Source organism: Rhodococcus sp. K11/5 (genome assembly GCF_055193735.1).
Genome location: NZ_CM143721.1, coordinates 2,029,113 through 2,052,822 on the forward strand (window position 1 = coordinate 2,029,113; position 23,710 = coordinate 2,052,822).

The window sequence follows — 23,710 nt, forward strand, 5'->3', positions numbered from 1 at the left end:
ACCCCGAATCACCGAATCACCGAATCACCGAATCACCGAATCTGCCCCATCGTCGAGGAGACCTCATGACACGCCCGAGTGACGCCCCATCACCGCACACCGCCCGCCCCACCGGCAGGTCGGCCGTGGTGGTCGGTCACGGCATGGTGGGGCACCGCTTCGTCGAGGCCCTCCGCGCGCGTGACACGGCGGGTGACTGGTCGGTGACCGTTCTGTGCGAGGAAGCGCTTCCGGCGTACGACCGGGTGGGTCTGTCGTCCTACGTCGGTGCGTGGGACCGCGAGGCACTCGCGTTGGCGGGCAACGACTATCCGGGTGACACCGCGGTGACCATGCGTACCGAAACACGGGCCGACGCGATCGATCGCGACGCCCGCGAGGTGGTGACCGCCGGCGGAGATCGTGTGCCGTACGACGCGTTGATCCTGGCGACCGGGTCGTACCCCTTCGTCCCGCCGATTCCCGGACACGATCTGGACCGGTGCTTCGTCTACCGGACCCTGGACGATCTCGACCGAATCCGATCCTGCGCGGACGCCGCGGAACCCGGGGCGGTGGGCGTCGTCGTCGGTGGTGGTCTGCTGGGTCTCGAAGCGGCGAACGCGCTGAAGACGATGGGGATGACTCCGCACGTCGTCGAGTTCGCACCGAGGTTGATGCCCATGCAGGTCGATCAGGGCGGCGGGGCGCTGCTGGAACGGTTGATCACCGATCTCGGGGTCGCGGTCCACACGGGCGTCGGAACGTCGTCGATCACGGAGAGCGCGTCGGGAATCGAGGTGACGCTGTCGGACGGCAGCACGATCGACGCGGCCTTGCTGGTCTTCTCGGCCGGAGTGCGTCCGCACGATCGGCTCGCCCGCGACAGCGGACTCGAGGTGGGGGAGCGCGGTGGCGTCCTGACCGACATCGGTTGCCGCACCGCGGATCCGAACATCTTCGCGATCGGCGAGTGCGCGGCGGTCGAGGGCCGATGCTACGGACTGGTCGCACCGGGCTATTCCACCGCGGAGGTCGTCGCGGACCGCCTGGTGGGCGGCTCCGCAGAATTTCCCGGCGCGGACATGTCGACCAAACTCAAACTCATGGGTGTCGACGTCGCGAGTTTCGGGGACGCGATGGCCGCCACCGACGGCGCGCTCGAAGTGGTCTTCAGCGATGCACCGAAGGGTACGTACGCGAAACTCGTCGTCTCGGACGACGCGACGACGCTCCTGGGAGGAATCCTGGTGGGCGACGCGACCGCCTACGCGTTGCTCCGTCCGCTGGTGGGCCGAGAGCTGCCCGGGGATCCGGGAGCGCTCATCTCCCCGGCGGCGGAGCAGGTGGGAATCGGGGCGCTTCCCGACGCGGCCGAGATCTGTTCCTGCAACGGGGTCACCAAGGGCGCCATCTGCGGCGCCATCGCCGAGGGTGCCTGCGACGTGGCCGCCGTGAAGGCGTGCACGTCCGCGGGCACGACGTGCGGTGGGTGTCTTCCGTCGATCAAGTCCCTGCTCGCCGCGTCGGGCGTGGTGCTCTCGAAGTCGTTGTGCGAGCACTTCTCCCAGTCTCGGGCGGAGCTCTTCGAGATCGTGCGGGCCACGAACACCCGAACCTTCTCGTCGTTGATCGCGAAGTACGGCGGCGGAACCGGGTGCGACATCTGCAAGCCGGTCGTCGCATCCATCCTGGCGTCGACGTCGTCGGATCACATCCTCGACGGCGAGCAGGCGTCGCTGCAGGACACCAACGATCACTTCCTGGCCAACATCCAGAAGAACGGAACGTACTCGGTGGTCCCGCGGATGCCCGGCGGGGAGTGCACACCGGAGCAACTCATCGTCATCGGTGAGGTCGCCCGCGACTTCGGGCTCTACACCAAGGTCACGGGTGGTCAACGCATCGACATGTTCGGGGCGCGGGTGGAGCAACTGCCCGCCATCTGGAAGCGCCTCGTGGACGCGGGTATGGAATCCGGTCAGGCGTACGGAAAGTCGCTGCGCACGGTGAAGAGCTGCGTCGGCTCGAGCTGGTGCCGATACGGCGTCCAGGACTCGGTCGGCATGGCAGTCGACCTGGAGAACCGGTACCGCGGGCTCCGCTCACCGCACAAGATCAAGTTCGGCGTGTCCGGATGTGCTCGAGAGTGCGCGGAAGCGCGTGGTAAGGACGTCGGAGTGATCGCGACCGAGGGTGGGTGGAACCTCTACGTCGGCGGCAACGGCGGACAGAGTCCGAAGCACGCTCAGCTGCTCGCCTCCAACCTCGACGATGCGACTCTGGTCAGCTACATCGACCGCTACCTGATGTTCTACGTCCGTACCGCGGACCGGCTCCAACGGACGGCGCCGTGGCTCGAATCGCTCGAGGGCGGCCTCGAACACCTGATCGCGGTGGTGTGCGAGGACAGCCTCGGGATCGGGGCCGAACTGGAGGCGGACATGGATCGTCACGTCGCCGGTTACCGCGACGAGTGGGCGGGGGTGTTGGAGGACGAGGACAAACTGAGCCGGTTCGTGTCGTTCGTCAATGCCCCGACCGAAGCCGATCCCACCGTCTCCTTCGACGAGGACGGACCGCGGAAGGTCCCCGTGCTCATGGGAATGCCCACGGTCCCGGCCGGGTGAACGGCACCCACCCACGAGTGCGACAACGCCGGACATGTCCGGTTAACCGCCGAGAAACACGGGCGACGTAGAACTGTCTCCAGGAGGAATCTTTCATGACCGTCACCGAATCGCTCGACCCGCTTCACTCCGGTGTCGCGGCACCGACCTGGACTCCGGCCATCGCCTTCGACTCGCTGATCCCCGGGCGTGGAGTCGCGGTTTTGCTGCCTGGCGGGAGGCAGGCCGCCCTGTTCCGACTGCCCGACGACTCGCTCCACGCGGTCGACAACATCGATCCCTACGGCCGCGCGGCCGTGATGTCCCGAGGGCTGGTCGGCGATCGGGGCGGGGAGCCGACCGTGGCATCGCCGTTGCTCAAGCAGGTATTCTCGTTGCGAGACGGCCGGTGCCTGGACGATCCGGAGGTTCGGCTCGCCACGTATCCCGTCGCGGTGGACGCCGACATGGTTCTCATCGCCGGATCGGAGACGGAAACGCCGTGAGCGAACAGTCGACCGAGGCCGTGCCGGGGGTCACGTCCGCGGTGTCGACCGATACGCCACTCGCCGGGTTCACGGTGGGCATCACCGCTGCCCGACGTGCCGACGAACTGGCCACCCTGCTCGAGCGTCGGGGCGCGGAGGTTCTGCACGCGCCCGCCATCCGCATCATTCCGTTGTCCGACGACGCGGAACTGGAACGGGTCACCCTGCAGATCATCGCCACCCCGCCCGACATCACCGTGGCGACCACCGGGATCGGGTTTCGCGGATGGATGGAAGCCGCGGACGGGTGGGGCCGGGCCGAGGACCTCGGGCGCGCCCTCGAGGCGACACGAATTCTGGCGCGCGGACCCAAGGCCAAGGGAGCCATTCGAGCCGCCGGACTCCGGGAGGAGTGGTCTCCTGATTCGGAATCCTCGGCCGAGGTACTCGAGCACCTTCTGTCCGAGGGTGTTCGAGACACGACCGTGGCGGTGCAGTTGCACGGCGCGACGACCGAATGGGAGCCGATACCGGACTTCTGCGAAGCCCTGCGTGGCGCCGGCGCGACGGTGATCCCGGTGCCGGTGTACCGGTGGGTGCCGCCTGCCGACTCGGCTCCCATGGACCGGATGATCGACGCCGTGATCGCGGGGGATCTCGATGCGGTGACGTTCACCAGTGCTCCTGCCGTCGCGGCGATGCTCATGCGGGCGAAGGAGAACGGGCTGCTCGACCCGTTGCTGCAGTCCCTGCGCGATCGGGTTCTCGCCGTGTGCGTCGGTCCGGTGACCTCGGGTCCGCTCGACGTGCTCGGCGTGCCGACGACCGCGCCGGTGCGAGCGAGAGTCGGTGCGCTCGCCCGCCACGTGGCCGACGAATTGCCCCGTCGGGCCGTGATGCTCCGTGCCGGCGGCCACGACATCCGGGTGCTCGGCGCGTGCATCGTGGTGGACGGCGTTCCCAAGGCGCTGTCGCCGGCCGGAATGGCCCTCCTGCACGTCCTGGCCCGTACCCCCGGCCGAGTCGTCTCGCGCGACGAATTGCTCGCGGCGCTACCGGGTGGCGGCGGCGACACTCACGCCGTGGAGACGGCGGTGGCGCGCGTCCGATCGGCTCTCGGAGCCCCCGGTATCATCGCCACCGTGGTCAAGCGTGGATACCGACTCGCCCTGGACGGTGACTCGTGACGGTCCCGCAGCTGATTCTCGTGGCGCACGGCACCCGGAATCCGGCCGGAGTGCGACTGATCGCCGACCTCGCGGATGCGGTGACGGTGTCCGCGGGTCCGGTGCGGGTGGCGTTCGTGGACGTCCTGGGTCCGACTCCGTCGGAGGTTCTGCGCGACGTCGACGGCCCCGCGGTCCTGGTCCCCGCGTTCCTCGCCTCCGGCTATCATGTGCACGCCGATGTGCCGAGGGAGATCGAGGAGAGCGGGCACGCCGACGTCCACGTCACGCGGGCGCTCGGACCTGATCCCGTACTCGCGGGAGTGATGATCGAACGCCTCGAACGGCTCGGATGGCAGCCCGGCGAACGCATCGTTCTCGCCGCGGCCGGATCGTCCGACGCTCGGGCGTTGGCCGATGTGCACACGGCCGCGGATCAGCTGTCGGAGGCCGCGAATTCCACGGTCTCGGTGGCCTACGTGGCAACGGGAGAGCCGCGCGTGAAGGATCTGGTTCCACAGCTGCGCGACGCGGGCCCCGGTCGCGTGTTCGTCGCCTCCTACCTGTTGGCTCCCGGCCTGTTCCACACCAGGCTGGGCGAGTGCGGAGCCGACGGTGTCACCGAACCTCTCGGGTTGCACCCCGGGGTGGTCGACCTGGTCTGCGAGCGGTATCGCGAGGCGGCCCTCACATACGCGGAAGCGGGACGATCTCGACGGGCGAGTCACCCGGGCCGATGATCGCGAGGGCGTCGTGACCGACGAGGGCCGCGAGATGCGCTGTGCGCAGCGATGTCTCGGCACGCCAACCGTCGTCGCCCAGGTGGGTCGCCGGTAGTGATCGCGCCACGTCGGGCGGATCGCCCGCATCGAGCAGTCGTCCGGTGATCCGCGTCGGTGGCGATTGAGCCGTGACCGCCCGTGCGACGGCGGGGCCCAGAATGCAGATCGTGCTGACCGCGGCGTAGGGGTTGCCGGGAACGCCGAGGACGACGCGTCCGTCCGGCAACGTGGAGACGGTGGTGGATCCGCCGGGTCGCAGCGCGAGTCCGCGCACGATGGGCGTCGTCCGGTGTCGAATCAGCATGTCCTGCAGGCGATCCGCAGCGCCGGATCCGGTCGCGCCGACGAACACGACGACGTCGGCCACGGCACCGTCGGGGCCCGGTGCGGTCAGTGCTCGATCGAACGCCTCGTCCGAATCCTCGCAGTGCACGGTGTCGGCGACGCGAAAACCGCACCAGTGCAGATAATTCGGCATGACCGGTCCGATGGTGTCGCGAATCATGCCGTCCGAGAGCGGGCGGTCGTCACCGACGATCTCGTTGCCGCTCAGCACCAGACGCACCGTGGCCGGTCCACGCAGCATGACCTTCTCGATGCCGGCGCTGAGCGCGGCCGACGCCACGGCGGGAGTGATCGTGGTGCCCACCGGCGCGAGTTGCGTACCGGCGGACCAGTCCTCACCGACGGACCTGGCGTCGTCCCGCGTCGGCGCGTCCTCCCGGAGCCGAACCCACGGCGGCGCGAGGTCGACGAACTCGTCCCGCACCACCGACGCGCCGGCGGGAACCGGTGCGCCCGTTGCGATGCGGACCGCGGTGCCCGCCGCGAGGTGGACCGTGGCCGCGTCGCCGGCGGTGACGACGGTGTCGGTCAGGCGCCAGGGGCCGGATCCCACCACGGCGTAACCGTCCATGGCGGACGTGGGGAAGCGAGGGAAAGCGGTTGCGGCACGCAGAGGCTCGGCCAGCGCCCCGCCGAGGTTGTCCAGCAACGACGCGACGACCACGGGTTTGGGGCGGAGGCGTTCGGCGATCAGCGAGCGTGCGCGGTCCAGGGTCGGTCGAATCCCGGCGGTGCGGGCCGCGAGCAGATCCTCCGCGGTGTCGACATCGTCGACCCCGACGAGGGCGATGCCGGTGTAGCGCTGGGGCAGCAGCGATCGAAACGCCGGCTGGCGGGTGGCGTCGGCTCCGTGGTCCGTCCGGGCGAGACCCGCGTGCAGGGCGTCCGTGCGCCACGCACCCACCAGGTACTGCAGGTGCCCATCCGAATCGGTCGCGAAGACCGCGTCGGCCTCGGAGCGTCCCAGCGTGTCGACGAGGCGGCGAACGGCGGCTTCGGTGATGTAGGGCAGGTCGGCGGACAGCACCACCGTCACGGCGGAAGCGGGGGTGGTCGTCAGCGCGGTCAGGCCCGCGGCCAGTGCCCGGACGGGACCGCCGAAGTGCGGTTCCTCACGCGTGCGCAGAACCGGGCGGGACACCGGCACGGAGCTCGGACCCACCACGACGGTGCGGCAGAACGACACCGCCTCGACGGCGCGGTCGACGAGGGTGTGCCCGTCGATCGTGGCGAGGGTCTTGTCGGCTCCGTTCATCCGCGAGCTGCGGCCACCGGCCAACACGACGGCGTCCACCACGACATCCCCGTCCGTCATGACAGCCGACTCTAGTGGTGACGCCGACCGCGAGATCCAGCAGGGAGCGGTCCGCGGGGTCGTCGGCACGGTCCGTTCGCACGGCGGTCCACTCGAGGCGCCGGAGCGCCGTCGGTGCACGAGTGGCCTGCTCGACGACCGATGTGGCATCCTTTCGCAGGTGACCACTTCCGGATCGGTCGAGGCGATGTCCGCGCGCACGCTCGCGGCGCACGTGGACCCGGCGGCACTTCGCGGGGATCGAGGAACGCTCTACACGGCGCTGGCCGACGAGCTCGATCGATTGATCTCCGCCGGCACGCTCGCTCCTCGGGTGCGGGTGCCCTCCGAGCGGGTGTTCGCGGCGGTGCTCGGCATCAGCCGCGTGACCGTCGCCTCGGCCTACCGCGAACTACGCGATCGCGGACGCCTGGTGTCCCGACACGGCTCCGGAACCTTCGTGGTGCCCGAGCCGCGGCCGCTGCCGTGGGGTGGGCTGTTGCACGGGAACCCGGGGGACGTCCTCGAATTCGTGAACGCGGCACCGCCGGCGTCGACGCACCTCGGCGCGGCGTACGCGACGGCCGCGCGGGAGATCGGGGCGCACCTGACGGACACCGGGTACGTCCGTGCCGGGGTGCCGACACTGCGAGAGCTGGTGGCGCAGCGATTCTCTCGACGCGGGATGCCGACCACACCGGACCAGATCCTCGTCACCTCCGGCGCCGCCGACGCACTGCACGCCGTCGTCGACACCTTCGTCGACCCGGGAAACAGGGTCCTGATCGAGCACCCCACCTACCCCGGTGCCGTCGAGGTGATCGAGGCGGCCGGTGGTCGGTGCGTGTCCGTGCCGGTGGATCCGGCCGATCCCGACGCCTTCGTCGCCGGGGTCGATCGACTCGCCCGTCAGCACGATCCGACGCTCGCGTATCTGATGCCCGACTGGTCCAACCCCTCGGGGGCCGAACTACCCACCGCACACCGCCGACGTGTGGCCGCGACGTTGCACCGACACGGTGTCCTCACGGTCGTCGACGAGGTCGCCGTGGATCTCGCTCTCGACGGTGACCAACCGAGCGAGGCGTTCGGCGCCCCGCTGCCCGATCGCGCCACCATCACGGTGGGGTCGATGAGCAAGACCGTGTGGGGCGGGTTACGCGTCGGGTGGGTCAGGGCGGATCCGGCGCACATCGCTCGTCTCGCCTCGACGTTCGCGCGCCGTCAGCTCGGCGTCTCGGCCCTCGACCAGTTCGCGGCGATCGATCTTCTCGGGCGGTACGACGAGGTGGTCGCCCATCGAGCCGCCCGGCTCGCGGCGAGCCGTGATCGGTTGATGGACGGGCTGACGCGACGCCTACCGAACTGGACGTTCCATCGACCTCGTGGCGGTCTGTCGCTGTGGTGCACGCTGCCGGACGGGCTCGGGTCCACCGCGCTGGTGGAGGCGGCGCGTGGTCACGGGCTGCTGTTGGCGCCGGGGACCCGGTTCGGCACCGGCTACGCCTTCGACGATCACCAGCGGATTCCGTTCACCCGCTCGCCGGCGGAGATCGACGCCGCTCTGGACGTGCTCGTGCGGGTCTGCGGGGACGGTGCGGACCTCGCGCGCACGCCGGCCGCACCCCGGCGCGTCGAGGTCCCCGAGCTCATTGCCTGAGGCAGGCCGCGTCACCGCGTCGGATCGGGGAATCGGTGTCGACAGGTACCGAGATCGACCCGGCCGTCGGTGACCCGAGCGCCCTCCCCTCGCAGCGTGGCGAGTTGCTGCTCGCGCAGATGGGGCGCGGGTCGTCCGTCCGCACGCAGCACTCGATGCCACGGCAGGTCGACCGAATCGGTTCTCATGATCCACCCCACGATGCGCGGGCTCGACAGCCCGACGTACCGGGCGATGTCGCCGTAGGTCGTCACCGCGCCGCGCGGAACCGCCTGCACGGCGGCGCGCACCGCTTCGACCTGAGCGTCCGTGATGGGGCTCATCGCGCCCCGACCGTCTCCAGCATGCGTGCGACGAGAGCCGCCGACTCCGGTCCACGGGCCTGCGGCACCATGTGATCGCAGTCGAAGTCGAGGAGTTCGAACCGGCGACCGTCCCGTGCCAGCGCGTCGAGGAAGGGCTCCCCGACGTAGGGCGGCTGCACGCGAGCCGCGCGCACGACGGTCACCGGGATGTGCGGCGGTGGAACGACGACGGGCCGGGCCAGTTCGCCCCACGACGCCACCAGTGCGGGCATCGAGGTACGCCATCCGACTCGACCGTTCTCGGTGGGGATCAGATGCTCCGCGACCTCCTCGTCGAGCAGCCGAGGATCGACGTCGTTCCACGCGCCGTGGATCTTCTCCGAGCGCGCCTCGGCCTCGTCGGTGTAGTCGTGGTGGGTCGCCGTCGAGTGCGCGATCGACAGCATCGTCTCGGGATCCAGTCCGATCGCCGGATCGAGCAGCACCATTCCGGACACTCGTGACGGAGCGGTGCGAGCCAGATGGACCGCGAGGACGCCGCCGTAGGAGTGGGCGACGACGACCACCGGTCCGGGCGCATGGTCGGTGATCGCCCGTTCGAGGAGTTCGACCTGGGCCTCGATGTTCCAGGGCGGGGTCGACCGCGCTCGGCCGTGACCGATCAGGTCCGGTGCGACGACACGAGCCTGCGGAAGGTGCTCCGACCATGCTCGCCAACGACGGCCGTGACCCGTCATGCCGTGTATCGCCAGAACCACCGGTCCGTCGTCCGGTCCGTAGGTGTGGACGCTGTTCTCGGTCACCGTGTTCGTCCTGTCCGTCGAGATGGGCGGCGCGACATGCGGTCGTTCGGGCCGTGTCGGACTCCCATGATGCAATGCCCGCATGGACACACGAGCGGCGGGCGCGAGGTCGGCGGGTCACGGCGAAGGCCCCGCGATTCGTCTCGTCGCTCGGCCGGTGGCGTCGCCGTCGCCGCGATCGTGGCCGAGAGCGTGCCGGCCGCTGATCGGACGGGAACCACACGAGCTCGACGCCGGCGGCCCGTGGCAGATTCTCGGTGGTCCCGGCACGGGGAAGACCTCGTTGGTGGCCGACGTCGCGGTCTCGCGCATCGTGGACCGCCGCTGTGATCCGGAGTCGGTTCTGGTGCTCACGCACTCCAAGAACGCGGCCACCGCGATGCGCGATCGGATCACGGCCGGGCTCCTGGGCGCGGAATCCGCTGTGCGGGCGACCCGCGAGCCCCTGGTCCGCACCGTGCACTCCTACGCGTTCGCCGTGCTTCGGCTCCAGGCCTCCGCGCACGGCAATCCTCCACCCCGCCTGTTCACAAACGCCGAACAGGACGCGGTCATCCGGGAGATGTTGCGCGGGGAGGTCGCGGACGGTGCGGCGTACTGGCCGGAGCGGGTCCGGCCAGCACTCGCGCTGTCCGGGTTCGCCTCCGAATTGCGCGACCTGATACTGCGGGCGGCAGAACGAGGGTTGGGCCCGGAAGATCTGATCAAGTGGGGTCGAGCCCACGGTCGGCCCGAATGGGTCGCCGCGGGCAAGTTCGCCGCCCAGTACGAGCAGGCGATGCTGCTGCGGGGATCGGTGGGGGTCGAGGCACCCGAGGCCACCGCGCCCGGGTTGGACGCGGCCGAGCTCGTCGGCGCGGCACTCACCGCGTTCGCGACGGACACTGAACTGCTGTCCTCCCAGCGACGCCGCATCCGGCACGTCCTGGTGGACGACGCGCAACACCTGGACCCGCAGGCGGCACACCTGATCCGCCTGCTCTGCGTCGGAGCCTCGTCGAGTGTCGTGGCCGGGGACCCGAATCAGACGGTGTTCTCCTTCCGCGGCGCGGACTCGGGCTACCTGACGGGGCTCGACGACGGCACCGGTGGTCGTCGAATCGTGTTGGGACACAACCACCGGGCCACGGCCGCGGTCGGCTCGGTGGCCACGTCCGTGGCGTCCCTTCTGCCGGGCAGCGATCCCGGACGGCGGGCCGAGCGCTACCGCGACGACGAGGATCCGGAACTACCCCCCACGGCAGTACCGCCGGTACGAGTGCACGTCGCCGATTCCGCAGCGAAGGAGGCGGCCGAGATCGCCGACACGATGCGTCGAGCTCACCTGTCGGACGGGGTCGGGTGGTCGGACATGGCGGTGATCGTGCGTTCGGTTCCGCGCTCGCTGCCGCCGTTGCGACGCGCCCTCCACGCGGCAGGGGTGCCCGTGGTGTCGTCCGCAGCGGCCGTCCCCCTGCACCGCCAACGAGGCGCGGCCGCACTGCTGTTGGCGCTGCACGCCGTCGCCGCGGGTCTCGAGCGGGACGGTGCGCACCGGTTCACCGACGACGCGGCGCTGGCTCTGGTCGAGGGGCCCATCGGCGGGGCCGATCCGCTGGCCGTCCGGCGCCTACGCCGAGGGCTACGTCGCGGTGACGTCGCGCGTGGCGGCGAGCGCGATTCGTCGGCGCTGATACGCGCCGCCGTCGTCGGGTCCTCCGTGGACGATCTCGTCGACGGCCTCTCCACCGTGGAGGCCGCACCGTTGCGTCGCGTGCGCAAGGTCGTCGCCGACGGTCTGCGGGCGGTGGGACCCGGAGGTCGCCGGGTCGAAGAAGCCCTGTGGGCGGCGTGGAGAGCGACGGGTCTCGAGCGCCGGTGGACGACGTCGTCCGCACGCGGAGGTCCGCTCGGCGCGCAGGCGGACCGGGATCTCGACAGTGTCGTGGCGCTGTTCGACGCTGCTGCGGCCTTCGTCGATTCGTTGCCCCGCGGGACGGTGGCCGGGTTCGTCGACTACGTCGCCGATCAGCAGATTCCGGTGGGGGACGGGCGTGATCCCGCGGTCGCCCCCGACGCGGTGCGCGTGCTCAGTGCGCACGCTGCCGCCGGCCGAGAGTGGGAGGTCGTGGCGGTCGCCGGGGTGCAGGAGGGTCTGTGGCCGGCGCTGCGTCCGAGGGGATCGCTGCTCGGCGTCGAGGCGTTGGTGGATCTCGCGGCCGGTGTGTCCGACGGCGGAGACTCCCTGGACGGCCGACTCTCGCGCACCGCGCCGTTGTTGGCCGAGGAACGACGGTTGTTCCTGTCGGCGTGCAGCCGAGCCCGCCGAGCGCTGCTGGTGACCGCGGTCGAATCGGTGTCGGGCGACGCCGACCTCGTACGATCCCGCTTTCTCGACGAGCTGATCGAGGACGCGAGCGTGTGGTCGTCGCCCGTCGCACGTGGATCCGAGAGTTCACTTCAGGAGCGAACGGAGGACGTACCCGGACGGGTACTGGCGCTCCCGGCCATCGTGGCGGAACTCCGCAGCGTGGTCTGCGACGCGCGGGTGGAATCCACCGACCCCGAGCGACACGCGCGCGCCGCCCGACAGCTGGCGCGCCTCGCACGTGCGGGGGTTCCGGGGGCGCACCCGGACCAGTGGTACGGCATGGCGGGGGTCAGCACGGACACCGCACTGTGGGGTCCCGAGGACGGACCGGTCGCGCTGTCGCCGTCCACGGTGGAGCTGCTCACCACGTGCCCGCTTCGCTGGGCCCTCGAACGGAGCGGCGGCAACGACGGCGACACCGTGCACGCCGTCACCGGAACGCTGGTGCACACGCTGGTACAGGCGGTCGCCGGACGCGTTCCGCCCGACGAGGTCCGTCGCGAACTCGAAAAGGCCTGGGTCGGAGTCGATCTGGGATCCGCCTGGTATTCCCGCAAGGAACTGGCCCGGACCGCGTCGATGATCGAGACGTTCGAGGCGTGGATGCGCCGCACCCGCGGTGAGTTGACCGAGGTGGGCGTGGAGGTCCCGGTGGACGGGGTGCTCGAACCGCGATCACCGGGCGACCCCGCTGTGCGGATCCGCGGCCGGATCGACCGGCTGGAACGCGACGCGGACGGTCGGCTCGTGGTCGTCGACGTCAAGACCGGCAAGAACGCGCTGACCAAGGCGCAGGCCGCCGAACATCCCCAACTCGCGACGTATCAGGTGGCGCTGGCCGAAGGAGCGGTGGACGGCGAACCCACCGCCGTGCCGGGCGGTGGACGCTTGGTGTTCGTGGCCAAGCCGCACCGCTCCGAGGGCGCGACGGAACGTACACAACCTCCCCTGGCGGAGGACTCGCTGGACCGATGGCGTGAGACCGTGGTCGACGCGGCTCGTGCCACCCGGGGACCGGTGTTCGAAGCGCGCGTCAACGACGGCTGCCGGCACTGCCCGGTCGCGTCGTCCTGCCCGGCGCAGGACAGCGGTCGCCAGGTGACCGAAGGATGACCGCCGTCGTCACCGAGGCGCGGGTCACGCCCGCCGAACTGGCCGACGCACTGGACCAGCCGCAACCCACCGCCGAGCAGATCGCGATCATCGCCGCACCACCGGGACCGATGCTCGTGGTGGCCGGCGCGGGGTCCGGGAAGACCGAGACCATGGCTGCTCGTGTCGTGTGGTTGGTGGCGAATTCCCTCGTACGCCCGGACGAGGTGCTCGGACTGACCTTCACGCGGAAAGCAGCCCAACAGCTGACCGTTCGCATTCGTCAACGTCTCGCCCGGCTGGCGGGCTCGCAGCTGGTCCGCGATCTCGATCCGTCCGGTGACCTGCGACGGACCGTCACCTCGGCCGAGCCGGAGGTGAGTACGTACCACTCCTTCGCCGGCCGTCTCGTCGATCGGCACGGAATGCTGCTGCCGGTGGAACCGGCGACGTCGCTGGTGTCGGAGACCGAGCTGTGGCAACTCGCGCATCGTGTCGTTTCCGCCTGGGACGGTGACATCGACACCGACCGCGCCCCGACATCGATCACCGAATCGGTCCTCGCCCTGTCGGGTCAGCTCGCCGAACACCTCGTGTCGCCCGGTGATCTGCGCGCGGCGCACGCGGAACTGGACCGACTCGTCACCACCCTGCCCGCAGGACCCGGGCAGACCGGGACGGGACCGAGCCGGCCACTGCTCGCCGTGTCGGACACCCAACACGATCGAGTGGCGTTGCTGCCCCTGGTCGCTCGGCTCCACGAGGTGATGACGTCGGAGGGCCTGCTGGATTTCGGTCGACAGATGTCGCTGGCCGCGACGGTGGCCGCGGATCATCCGGAAGTAGGCCGGGACGAGCGGTCCCGGTACCGGGTGGTCCTGCTCGACGAGTACCAGGACACCGGACACGCGCAGCGCGTGCTGCTCTCGTCGCTGTTCGGTGGAGGCCGAGACCGGGGCATGACCGTCACGGCGGTGGGGGATCCCATGCAGTCCATCTACGGATGGCGCGGCGCCTCCGCGGCGAACCTGCCGCGCTTCACCACCGATTTTCCGCGATCTGCAGCCACGGCCAGAACCCCCGTGACGCCGGCTCCGGTGCGCCAGCTGACCACCAGCTGGCGCAACCCCCCTCAGGCTCTCGCCCTCGCGAACCTGGTGGCGGCGCCGCTGCGCGGGCGAGGTGTGGGAGTCGACGAACTCCAGGCGCGCGCGGGTGCCGTGACCGGTGACGTGAGACTGGCGCTGACGAACACCATCGACGAGGAGCGCGCCTGGATCGCCGGTGTGGTCGCCGCCGAGTACGACGCCGCCTACGACGCCGGCCGCGAACCCCCCGCCGCGGCGGTCCTGGTGCGGCGCAACGCCGATGCGGAGCCGATGGCGGAAGAGCTTCGTCGACGGGGACTGCCCGTCGAGGTGGTCGGTCTCGGCGGGTTGTTGCGTACCCCGGAGGTCGGTGACCTCGTGGCGATGTTGCGGCTCGTCGCAGACCCCCTCGCGGGGAGTGCGGCCATGCGGTTGTTGACAGGATCGCGGTGGCAGCTCGGCGCCGCCGATCTGCGCGCTCTCTGGTCGCGAGCGAGAGACATCGCCGCACTCGGGCAGCGGGGGCGAACCGGGGTCGTCGGCGACGCTCGGGAACTGGGTCGCGCGCTGGAAGAGGCGCTGCCGGGGGAGCGTGCGGAGCAATCGGGGCTGGTCGACGCCGTCGCCGATCCTGGGGAGCCCTCGCGGTACTCCGCGGAAGGTCATCGGCGCATCACGGCGCTCGGCGCGGAGCTGCACGGTCTACGGATGCGCCTGGGCCAGCCGCTTCCCGACTTGGTCGCCGACGTCGAGCGCGTACTCGGGATCGGAATCGAAGCCGGAGCGCGACGTCCGGCCGGAGACCCGGGCGGAAGGGAACATCTCGACGCGTTCGCCGATGTCGTCGCCGACTACGGCGACGGCCCCACGGCCACACTCACCGGACTCCTGACGTTCCTCGCTGCCGCGGAGTCCGTCGAGGACGGTCTCGCGCCGGGGGAGGTGGAGGTCGCGCCGCATCGGGTCCAGGTTCTCACCGTGCACGCCGCGAAGGGCTTGGAATGGGAGGTGGTCGCCGTACCGCACGTGAGCGAGGGCGTGTTCCCCTCGTCCACCGCCTCGGCGTCGTGGCTGGGATCGGTCGCCGAGCTGCCTCCGTCGTTGCGCGGGGACCGCGCCGTCGAGGGCGAGGACGCGGGCGGCGTTCCGGTGTTGTCGCTCGACGACATAGCCGACCGCAAAAGCCTCGAGAACGCGATCACCGCGCACAAGGAGGCACTCAAACGTCGCCGCGCGGACGAGGACCGCCGACTGTTCTATGTGGCACTCACCCGCACCGAGCGAGTTCTGTTGGTGTCCGGCCACCACTGGGACCGCACGTCCGCCAAGCCGCGAGGGGCGTCGGAGTTCCTGCGGGAACTGCGCGACGACCTCGCCGGACACGATGAGAGGGGCGCGGCCGCCACCGTCGAGATCTGGACCGAGCCTCCGTCGGCGGACGCGACGAACCCTTTCTCCGGAACACCGGAGACCGCCGTGTGGCCGGCCGACCCGTTGGGCATCCGCCGTGCGGACGTCGAGGCGGGGGCGGCTGCGGTGCTGGCGGCACTGGCGACCACGCCCGACGCCGACCCCGATGCCGGGGCGGATTCCGACCCCGATGGTTGGGCTCGGGACATCGATCTCCTGCTCGCCGAACGCGACACGCCGGCGTCGTCCGGCGGCGAGGTCACGGTTCCCTCGTCGCTGTCGGTGTCCCAGATCGTTCAACTCGTGGCGGACCCGGATGCGCTGGCGTCGGCGTTGCGCCGACCGGTGCCGTTCGCTCCGAATCCGTTGGCGCGCCGGGGAACGGCCTTCCACGCCTGGGTGGAGCGCCGGTTCGGTGCGACCCGGCTACTGGACCTGGACGAGTTGCCGGGTGCGGCCGACGCGACGACCGGATCCGACTCCGACCTGGAGCAGCTGCAACGGGCGTTCGACGCATCTCGGTGGGCGCAACGCAGCCCTGTCGAGGTCGAGGTTCCGTTCGAGACCTCGGTGGCGGGCGTGGTCCTGCGCGGCCGGATGGACGCGGTCTTCGCCGACGCCGACGGCGGTTGGACGATCGTGGACTGGAAGACCGGTGCGCCGCCCGGGCCCGGCGAGGCGCGCGCGATCGGCATGCAACTCGCCGCGTACCGCATCGCATGGGCCGAGCTGATGTCGGCGGCCGATCCTGCTCGGCCCGTTTCCCTGGACATGGTGCGCGCGGCATTCCACTACGTGCGCTCGGACACGACCGTGGCCCCGGCCGATCTGCCGGACGCCGACGAGCTGGCCCGGCTCGTCCGCGCGGCCGGAGCGGACGCCGCGTCTACCGAGCGTGCCGGTGGACCTTCCGAGCCTCGGTGATCAGCGGAATCTGCAGGGGGAGGCGCGCGATCACCCCGATCTTCATTGCGGTGCTGGTCTTTTCGCTCGCCAGCCAGATCATCGCCATCTGGATGTTGGCGGGGAACACCGCGACGAAGAACGCCGCGGCCGCGAGTCCGGAGACCCGTCTGGTGCGGGGCACCGTGAGACCGGCCGCCAGCGCAAGTTCGACCGCACCGGACACGTAGGTGTACGTCCGGGGTTCACCCGGGAGCGCCCGCGGGACCTGGCCGTCGAAGGGGCCGGGCGCCGCGAAGTGCAGGACGCCGGCGCCGCCGAGCAGGACGGCGAGCCTCCCGGCCGCCGCGTTCGCGGCCTTCTGCTTCGCCGAGGGGCCGAGCACGGGCAACGAGGACAACAGGTCGGTCATGAGCGATGAGCCTGCCTCATCGCGCACCCGATACCAAGACCACGCGGATGCGCGATGCGGTGCGCGGTGTCCGTTACAGTCGGACCCGACTGATCGGCCGCGCCGTGCGCGCTGTCCACGAACCGAACTCGAGCGAGGACGAAGCATGGCAGGACGGCTGCGCACGCGGTTGAGCAATTCGAACGCGGCCCTCACCGATCGTCCGGACTTCACCCTGGTCGGCATTCTTCGCATCCCGGAGTTCGAACAGAGTCCGTGGCGAGCGATCTACCGTCGCATTCTCATGGCACTGGCGACCTTGCTGGTCTCGGCGACCGTGGTCTATATCGACCGTGACGGGTACGCCGACACCCAGGGCGACGGGTTGTCCTTCCTCGACGCGTTGTACTACACGACGGTCTCGCTCTCGACCACCGGCTACGGCGACATCGCGCCGCTCTCGCCGTCGGCCCGCTTGATGAACATCCTGGTGATCACCCCCTTGCGGGTCTTCTTCCTGATCCTTCTCGTCGGCACCACTCTGTCCGTACTCACCGAGCGCTCCCGTCAGGCGTTCAAAATTCAGCGATGGAGGCGCACCGTGCGCAATCACACCGTGGTCGTCGGTTACGGCACCAAGGGCCGCACCGCAATCGACGCGATGCTCGGTGACGGAGTTCCCGCCGCCGAGATCGTGGTCGTCGACACCGATCAGGCCGCTCTGGAGGCGGCATCTGCCGTCGGGTTGGTCACCGTGTCCGGTTCGGCCACCCAGTCCGACGTACTCCGGCTGACCGGCGCTCAGCATGCGTCGGCCATCATCGTCGCCACCAATCGTGACGACACCGCGGTGCTGGTCACGCTCACCGCGCGGGAGATCGCCCCGAAGGCGAAGATCGTCGCCGCGATCCGCGAAGCGGAGAACGTGCATCTGTTGCGCCAGTCCGGTGCGGACTCCGTGGTCGTCTCGTCGGAGACGGCGGGTCGCCTGCTGGGAATCGCGACCACGACGCCGAGTGTCGTGGAGATGATCGAGGACCTGTTGACGCCCGAGGCCGGGTTCGCGATCGCGGAGCGCGAGGTCGAGCCGGACGAGGTCGGCGGGTCACCGCGGCACCTGTCCGACATCGTGCTGGGCGTCGTCCGGAACGGCCGACTCGTTCGCGTCGGTTCTCCCGAGGTCGACGCCGTCGAGGCCGAGGACCGCCTGTTGTACATCCGACGCGTCACGAACTGAACCGGTTCGGCGCGACCGGTGGCCGGGCGGGTCGATCGACAGCATCGGTCAGTAGTGTCGGTGCGTGCCGTTCACCCTGCTGACCGAACCCCTGCTGTCGCGCTCGCCGCTCCACCGCGCCGAGGAACTGCGTCGGGACACCGACGCGCTGGCCACCGGTTGGGCAACCGCCTCCGTGCTGAGAGTGGATGCTGCAGGCCGGGTTCCGGTCGCCGACGGGCAGGTCGAACTGATCCCGGCGAGCGGCCTGGGCGACGCGCCGCCGGAGGACGCCGTCTTCCTGGGCGTGGTGTCCTCGGAACACGTCTGGGCAGTACCGGTCGAAGCCCTGCCCGGCGAAGTGACCGATCTCCGGTCGTTCGGCGACGTGCTCACCGAGTCCTCCGCCGGACTCGTGGTCACCGCCGTCGCGCTCCTCAACTGGCACCGCACGGCTCAGTTCTCCGCGCGAGACGGGTCGCCGACGCGACCGGCTGCGGCGGGGTGGTCGCGGATCAGCACGGTCACCGGGCACGAAGAGTGGCCGCGGTCGGACCCCGCGATGATCGTTCTGGTTCACGACGGCGACGATCACGTTCTGCTGGCACGTCAGCCGGTCTGGCCGGTCCGCCGGATGTCGGTGCTGGCCGGCTTCGTGGAGGCCGGAGAATCTCTGGAGTCGTGTGTGTCACGCGAGGTGAAGGAGGAGGTCGGCCTCGACGTGACCGATCTCGCCTACCTCGGGAGTCAGCCGTGGCCGTTCCCGCGCTCGATCATGATCGGATTCGCCGCCCGCGCCGACCGTGAGCAGGCACTGTACTTCAACGATGGCGAGATCGCGGAAGCGCGATGGTTCAGCCGCAGCGAGGTACGCGCGGCCCTGGACGCGGGCGACTGGAGTGCGTCGGACGATGCACCCCTGCTGCTGCCCGGCTCGATCTCCATCGCACGCGCGATGCTCGAATCGTGGTCTGCCTCGGCGTGACGTCCTGCGCGCCGAGGCAGCGCCCGCTCAGAGTCCGAGCGACTTCTTGACCTGCGCCAGCGAGGGGTTGGTCGCGGTGCTGCCGTCCGCGTAACGCAGGGTGGGCACCACGTGGTTTCCGCCGTTCACACTGCCGACGAACTCGGCGGACGCGGGATCGCGTTCGATGTCGATCTCGGTGTACGCGATGCCGCTCTCGTCGAGCTGGGTCTTCAGCCGACGGCAGTAGCCACACCATTCGGTGGAGTACATCGTCACGGCCGGAGCTTTGTCGTGAGTTGTCGTCTGATCAGCTGTCGTAGTCACATCCCGTACAACGCACACGGCCGTCGGGATTGTTCCTCACGATCGGGCGTCGCGTCGCTGTCGGACTCGGCTGACATGATGGATCGGTGAACGAACGCGACAGTCCCGAACGCGACGCCGTCGCCGGTCTCGATCCAGAGCAGTCGGCCGCCGTTCTCGCCCCCCGCGGTCCGGTCTGCGTGCTGGCCGGTGCGGGCACCGGTAAGACGCGGACCATCACCCGGCGGATCGCGCACCTCGTCGCGGCGAATCACGTGTCGCCGGGTCAGGTACTCGCCGTCACCTTCACGGCCCGTGCGGCCGGAGAGATGCGCGAACGGTTGCGAGCGCTGGGCATCGCCGGTGCGGGTGGGCAGGTGCAGGCCCGGACGTTCCACGCTGCGGCCATGCGTCAACTGAAGTACTTCTGGCCGCAGGTCGTCGGGGACACCCAGTGGCGCTTGCTCGATCGGAAGTTCACGGTGGTGGGCCGCGCCGCGTCCGCCGTGGGCGCGTCGACGTCGACCGACAGTGTCCGCGATCTGGCGGGAGAGATCGAGTGGGCCAAGGCGTCGTTGATCGCTCCCGAGGACTACGCGGCGTCCGTGGCCCGTCTGCATCGGGACACGCCCACGGATCCCGAACGGGTCGCGGCGGTGTACTCCGGCTACGAGCAGTTGAAGACGAGTGATCCGGACGCGGTGATGCTCGACTTCGACGATCTGCTGCTCCACACGGCCGCGGCGCTGGAGAACAGCGTCGCGGTGGCGGAGGAGTTCCGGGAGCGGTATCGCTGTTTCGTGGTGGACGAGTACCAGGACGTGACTCCGCTGCAGCAACGAGTACTCGACGCCTGGTTGGGGGAGCGGGACGATCTGACGGTGGTGGGCGACGCCAACCAGACCATCTACTCGTTCACGGGAGCGACGCCCAAGTTCCTCCTCGACTTCTCGCGCCGATTCTCCGATGCGACGGTGGTTCGCCTGGAGCGGGATTACCGCTCGACGCCCCAGGTCGTGTCGCTGGCGAACCGGGTCATCGGTGCCGCCAAGGGGCGCATCGCCGGCACTCGGTTGCAGCTGATCGGACAGCGCCCGGCGGGACCCGAGCCCACCTTCGTGGAGTACGACGACGAGGCGTCGGAAGCAGCCGGCACCGCGCGGACCATTCAGCGCCTGATCAGGAACGGTGTGGAACCGTCGGAGATCGCCGTGCTGTACCGGATCAACGCCCACTCCGAGGCACACGAGCAGGCCCTGACGGCGCTGGCCATCCCGTACCAGGTCCGCGGCGGCGAAAGTTTCTTCATGCGACCGGACGTGCGGTCGGCGATCGCGGCGATTCGATCCAGTGCCGGTCGCACGGACCTGCCGGACGAGTCCCGCGTGGGTGCCGGCCTGCCTCGTCTGGTCGAGGCGGTGCTGGCTCCGCTCGGTCTGACCACGGCGGAACCGTCCGGCGCGCAGGCCCGCGAGAAGTGGGCCGCCCTGCAGGCGCTGTCGGCGCTCACCGGTGACCTGGTGGCTCAGATGCCGGACCTCGACCTCGACGGTCTGCTCCGGGAGTTCGCCGCGCGCGCCGAAGCGCGGCACCCACCGACGGTGCAGGGGGTCACCCTGGCGTCGTTGCACGCGGCCAAGGGGCTCGAATGGGACGCGGTGTTCCTCGTCGGACTCACCGATGGCACGGTGCCCATCAGTCACGCGCTGGGGGACAACAACGCATCGCCGGACGAGGCCGCGGTGGAGGAGGAACGACGGTTGCTCTACGTCGGTGTGACGCGGGCGCGCGAACACCTGGAGCTCTCGTGGGCGCTGGCTCGGAACGAGGGCGGCCGCAAATCGCGCCGCCGATCTCGCTTCCTGGTCGATCTGGTGCCCGACGATTCTCCCGCGTCGCGCATCGCCGCGCCGACGTCGTCCCGCAAACGCCCGGTCTGTCGCGTGTGTGGCAAGCAGGTGATCGGCACGGTGGCCACGATGTTGGGTCGGTGCGAGTCGTGCCCCTCGGACGTCGACATCCCCCTGCTCGAGTCTCTGCGATCCTGGCGCTCGGCCACGTCCAAGGAACTGAAGGTCCCGGCGTACGTGGTGTTCAGCGACAACACGCTCACCGCCATCGCGGAGCAGCGTCCACGCGACGAGCGGGGGTTGGTCGCCATTCCGGGGATCGGCGCCAAGAAGCTCGAACGGTTCGGCGCGGACGTGCTGGCGTTGATCTCGGAACGCTCGGACACCTGACGGAAACGCGCGAAAGCGCAGGTTAAAAATAGGTTGTGCCCCCTTCCCGGCGCGTTTACTGTTGCGGGGTATCGACCGAGTGCTCGTCGCCCGGTGTCCGGATCCGTAGGGCGGCAACGTTCGTCGGTCGGACTCGTGATCCAGTGCAGGACCGCTTCATCCCGTTGTCGTTCGATTGCCGAAGGAGGTGTCACCCGTGAAGAAGACGTCGATGCAGGCCCTCGTGGCCTTCCATGCACCATCGTCCGCGCATCGCGTGCCGGGTGACGCAGCTGTGCGTGGAACCCGTGTGTTCGCAGTCCTTCCGCTCGTCGGGCTGCTGCGTCGCACGCGCATTGCGCCGCGGGCATCCGTGATGGATCTCTCCCGGGCACAGCCCGGATAGGACCACACTTCGTAGCACCACACGAAGGCCACGGATTCGCCCCGCGAACCGTGGCCTTCGTCGTGTCGAGATCGCATCTCGATCGACGGACACCGCCGGTTCGCCCGTCATCGATCACCGACCGACACGAAACAAGAGGAGACCGACGTGTCCACCGTCGACACCCGGACGACCCCCCGCACAGATGAATCGGACGACCTCGAGTCGTGGGGGATCGCAGCCACCACGAAACCCGACATCCCCTGCCGCACCGGAGATCCGGATCTCTGGTTCGCGGACTCTCCGGAACGCCTCGAGCGCGCGAAGCAGCTGTGTGCTCGGTGCCCCGTGCGTTCGTGGTGCCTGGGCGAGGCCCTGGATCGCGCCGAACCCTGGGGAGTGTGGGGAGGCGAGATCTTCGAGCAGGGCGTGGTCATCGCCCGCAAGCGCCCCCGCGGTCGCCCCCGAAAGACCGCGGCCGTCGCGTGACCGAGGATCGGGCGTCGCCGACCCATGGTCGGCGACGCCCACCCGCTACTACGCGGCGTCCGTGAAGCCCGGCATCCACTCGGTCAGAATCGCCATGTACGGGGCATACGAATCGAGCTGCGCGCAGATTCCGACCGATCCGAGCAACACCCGGAAGATCACGGCGTACTGCGGCGGAAGGTTCAACGAGCGAGCGGTACGGAACTGGGGACCGTTGAAATCGGCGGCCCGGCCCGCAGTGCTCTGCAACCACTGCCGGGTGAAGTGGAACGATTCGGTCTTGATCGGATCGGTGAAGGGCCGCAGATAGTCCGCGATCTCCTGATCGGTGACCGTACGGCCGGGGAGAACGAAACCGGTGTCGCGCAACAACTCCGTCAGCTCGTCGAACTTCTCGTCCCGCGACAGCCGCACCATCCTGCCCAGTTCCGGGGGCAGTCCGTTCGGCAACTGCAGTGCGGCTCCGAAATCGATGATTCCGAGCCGACCGTCGTCGAGCAGCTTGAAGTTTCCGGGGTGCGGATCGCCGTGGATGCGTCGAACCCGAGCGGCGGACTCGAAATGGAACCGGGCGAGATTCTCCCCGGCACGGTTCCGCTGCTCGGTCGTGCCGCCGGACACGATCGCGGACAGCGACGTGCCCTCCATCCATTCCGACACCACCACCTTGGGCGCGCTGGCGACGACACGCGGGACGGTGAAGCGCGGATCCCCCTCGTAGACGGTGGAGAACGCTCGCTGGTTGTCGCCCTCGATGCGGTAGTCCAACTCCTCCTCGGTCCGCGCGGACATCTCTTCGAGCACGGCCTTGACGTCGGTGCCGGGAACGACCGTCGAGAGCACCCCGACGAAGCGGGACAGAGTCTTGAGGTCGGAGCGCAACGCCTCATCGGCGCCGGGGTACTGGATCTTCACCGCGACGTCGCGACCGTCCGACCACGTTCCGCGGTGCACCTGCCCGATACTCGCCGATGCCGTCGGTGTGTCGTCGAAGTGCTGCATTCGCGCGCGCCACCCGGTCCCGAGTTGCTGATCGAGCACGCGGTGCACCGTCGAGGAGGGCATCGGGGGCGCCTCGGCCTGCAGCTTGGTGAGTGCCTCGCGGTACGGGCCCGCCATCTCCTCGGGTACGGCTGCTTCCATGACCGACAGCGCTTGCCCGAGCTTCATCGCGCCGCCCTTGAGTTCGCCGAGCACGGCGAACATCTGTTCCGCGGCCTTCGCGCTCAGTTCGGCGTCGATGTCCGAGCTGTTGCCCCCGGCGAGTTTGCGTCCGAAACCGACTGCGGCCCGGCCCGCCATCCCGAGCGGGATGCTGGCGAGCTTGGCGGATCGGGCGGAACCTCTTCGTGGAATGTCGGGCATGACTCCATCATGGCGGACAACCGGAAAACGCGCCGCCACCGGTCGGCCCACGGGTCCGATGTCGGTGACACATCACGACCGGACCCCGGCCAGGTCCGTCC

General features: G+C 69.8%; 17 protein-coding genes. 11 read left to right on the forward strand and 6 right to left on the reverse strand.

From position 1 onward, the window contains the following. Nucleotides 1–65 precede the first annotated feature (65 nt). From nirB to ACY466_RS09760, 4 genes are all read left to right on the forward strand, one after another. Nucleotides 66–2,609: a nitrite reductase large subunit NirB gene (gene nirB, locus ACY466_RS09745; protein WP_463251986.1), complete on the forward strand. Its 2,544-nt coding sequence runs from the start codon at nt 66–68 to the stop codon at nt 2,607–2,609. Between the two features lie 95 nt (nt 2,610–2,704). Then, nucleotides 2,705–3,094, forward strand: a complete 390-nt coding sequence (gene nirD / locus ACY466_RS09750; protein WP_463251987.1) for a nitrite reductase small subunit NirD — start codon at nt 2,705–2,707, stop codon at nt 3,092–3,094. A gap of 41 nt (nt 3,095–3,135) precedes the next feature. Next, a complete protein-coding gene (locus ACY466_RS09755) occupies nt 3,136–4,263 on the forward strand; it encodes a uroporphyrinogen-III synthase (protein ID WP_463252207.1) in 1,128 nt (375 codons plus the stop codon). Further along, entirely contained in the window at nt 4,260–4,982 is a 723-nt protein-coding gene (locus tag ACY466_RS09760) for a sirohydrochlorin chelatase (RefSeq protein WP_463251988.1), read from the forward strand. The genes ACY466_RS09755 and ACY466_RS09760 overlap by 4 nt, the downstream gene beginning before the upstream one ends. On the opposite strand, the gene ACY466_RS09765 is transcribed toward ACY466_RS09760, so the two are convergent. Continuing rightward, nucleotides 4,930–6,684, reverse strand: a complete 1,755-nt coding sequence (locus tag ACY466_RS09765; RefSeq protein ID WP_463251989.1) for an NTP transferase domain-containing protein — start codon at nt 6,682–6,684, stop codon at nt 4,930–4,932. The genes ACY466_RS09760 and ACY466_RS09765 overlap by 53 nt on opposite strands. A gap of 160 nt (nt 6,685–6,844) precedes the next feature. On the opposite strand from ACY466_RS09765, the gene ACY466_RS09770 reads away from it, so the two are divergent. After that, a complete protein-coding gene (locus ACY466_RS09770) occupies nt 6,845–8,323 on the forward strand; it encodes an aminotransferase-like domain-containing protein (protein ID WP_463251990.1) in 1,479 nt (492 codons plus the stop codon). A gap of 11 nt (nt 8,324–8,334) precedes the next feature. Here ACY466_RS09770 and ACY466_RS09775 read toward each other — a convergent pair whose 3' ends face one another. Together ACY466_RS09775 and ACY466_RS09780 are read right to left on the reverse strand one after the other, a co-directional pair. Beyond that, the gene (locus ACY466_RS09775) at nt 8,335–8,646 is read right to left on the reverse strand and encodes an MGMT family protein (protein ID WP_463251991.1); all 312 of its coding nucleotides are present in this window, start codon (nt 8,644–8,646) and stop codon (nt 8,335–8,337) included. Continuing rightward, nucleotides 8,643–9,431 carry an alpha/beta fold hydrolase gene (locus ACY466_RS09780; RefSeq protein ID WP_463251992.1) on the reverse strand — a complete coding sequence of 263 codons (789 nt, stop codon included), beginning with the start codon at nt 9,429–9,431 and terminating at the stop codon, nt 8,643–8,645. The genes ACY466_RS09775 and ACY466_RS09780 overlap by 4 nt, the downstream gene beginning before the upstream one ends. 82 nt (nt 9,432–9,513) lie before the next feature. Here ACY466_RS09780 and ACY466_RS09785 point away from each other — a divergent pair, with 82 nt between their 5' ends. Continuing rightward, nucleotides 9,514–12,894 (forward strand): ATP-dependent helicase, encoded by a 3,381-nt coding sequence (locus ACY466_RS09785; RefSeq protein WP_463251993.1) that lies wholly within the window; start codon nt 9,514–9,516, stop codon nt 12,892–12,894. Further along, the gene (locus tag ACY466_RS09790; RefSeq protein WP_463251994.1) at nt 12,891–16,295 is read left to right on the forward strand and encodes an ATP-dependent helicase; all 3,405 of its coding nucleotides are present in this window, start codon (nt 12,891–12,893) and stop codon (nt 16,293–16,295) included. Before ACY466_RS09785 ends, ACY466_RS09790 begins: the two co-directional genes overlap by 4 nt. Here ACY466_RS09790 and ACY466_RS09795 read toward each other — a convergent pair. Continuing rightward, nucleotides 16,258–16,686, reverse strand: coding sequence for a DoxX family protein (locus ACY466_RS09795; protein ID WP_463251995.1), 429 nt, complete (start codon nt 16,684–16,686; stop codon nt 16,258–16,260). The two genes, ACY466_RS09790 and ACY466_RS09795, sit on opposite strands and share 38 nt — an antisense overlap. 145 nt (nt 16,687–16,831) lie before the next feature. Between ACY466_RS09795 and ACY466_RS09800 the strand changes: the two genes are divergently transcribed. Both ACY466_RS09800 and nudC read left to right on the forward strand, forming a co-directional pair. Continuing rightward, nucleotides 16,832–17,902, forward strand: a complete 1,071-nt coding sequence (locus ACY466_RS09800; protein ID WP_463251996.1) for a potassium channel family protein — start codon at nt 16,832–16,834, stop codon at nt 17,900–17,902. Between the two features lie 64 nt (nt 17,903–17,966). After that, the gene (gene nudC / locus ACY466_RS09805) at nt 17,967–18,866 is read left to right on the forward strand and encodes an NAD(+) diphosphatase (RefSeq protein ID WP_463251997.1); all 900 of its coding nucleotides are present in this window, start codon (nt 17,967–17,969) and stop codon (nt 18,864–18,866) included. A 27-nt stretch (nt 18,867–18,893) separates the two neighbouring features. Here the strand turns inward: nudC and ACY466_RS09810 are convergent, their stop codons facing one another. Beyond that, the gene (locus ACY466_RS09810) at nt 18,894–19,118 is read right to left on the reverse strand and encodes a mycoredoxin (RefSeq protein ID WP_463252208.1); all 225 of its coding nucleotides are present in this window, start codon (nt 19,116–19,118) and stop codon (nt 18,894–18,896) included. A gap of 140 nt (nt 19,119–19,258) precedes the next feature. On the opposite strand from ACY466_RS09810, the gene ACY466_RS09815 reads away from it, so the two are divergent. Further along, nucleotides 19,259–21,391, forward strand: a complete 2,133-nt coding sequence (locus ACY466_RS09815) for an ATP-dependent DNA helicase UvrD2 (protein WP_463251998.1) — start codon at nt 19,259–19,261, stop codon at nt 21,389–21,391. A 598-nt stretch (nt 21,392–21,989) separates the two neighbouring features. Next, entirely contained in the window at nt 21,990–22,244 is a 255-nt protein-coding gene (locus ACY466_RS09820) for a WhiB family transcriptional regulator (protein ID WP_463252209.1), read from the forward strand. 48 nt (nt 22,245–22,292) lie between these two features. Here ACY466_RS09820 and ACY466_RS09825 read toward each other — a convergent pair whose 3' ends face one another. Further along, entirely contained in the window at nt 22,293–23,609 is a 1,317-nt protein-coding gene (locus tag ACY466_RS09825; protein WP_463251999.1) for an ABC1 kinase family protein, read from the reverse strand. Between the last annotated feature and the right edge of the window lie 101 nt (nt 23,610–23,710).

Coding starts and splice junctions, on each gene's coding strand:
- nirB (WP_463251986.1), top strand. CDS start 66: ATGACACGCCCGAGTGACGCCCCATCACCGCACACCGCCCGCCCCACC.
- nirD (WP_463251987.1), top strand. CDS start 2,705: ATGACCGTCACCGAATCGCTCGACCCGCTTCACTCCGGTGTCGCGGCA.
- ACY466_RS09765 (WP_463251989.1), bottom strand. CDS start 6,684: ATGACGGACGGGGATGTCGTGGTGGACGCCGTCGTGTTGGCCGGTGGC.
- ACY466_RS09775 (WP_463251991.1), bottom strand. CDS start 8,646: ATGAGCCCCATCACGGACGCTCAGGTCGAAGCGGTGCGCGCCGCCGTG.
- ACY466_RS09785 (WP_463251993.1), top strand. CDS start 9,514: ATGGACACACGAGCGGCGGGCGCGAGGTCGGCGGGTCACGGCGAAGGC.
- ACY466_RS09790 (WP_463251994.1), top strand. CDS start 12,891: ATGACCGCCGTCGTCACCGAGGCGCGGGTCACGCCCGCCGAACTGGCC.
- ACY466_RS09795 (WP_463251995.1), bottom strand. CDS start 16,686: ATGACCGACCTGTTGTCCTCGTTGCCCGTGCTCGGCCCCTCGGCGAAG.
- ACY466_RS09800 (WP_463251996.1), top strand. CDS start 16,832: ATGGCAGGACGGCTGCGCACGCGGTTGAGCAATTCGAACGCGGCCCTC.
- ACY466_RS09810 (WP_463252208.1), bottom strand. CDS start 19,118: ATGTACTCCACCGAATGGTGTGGCTACTGCCGTCGGCTGAAGACCCAG.
- ACY466_RS09825 (WP_463251999.1), bottom strand. CDS start 23,609: ATGCCCGACATTCCACGAAGAGGTTCCGCCCGATCCGCCAAGCTCGCC.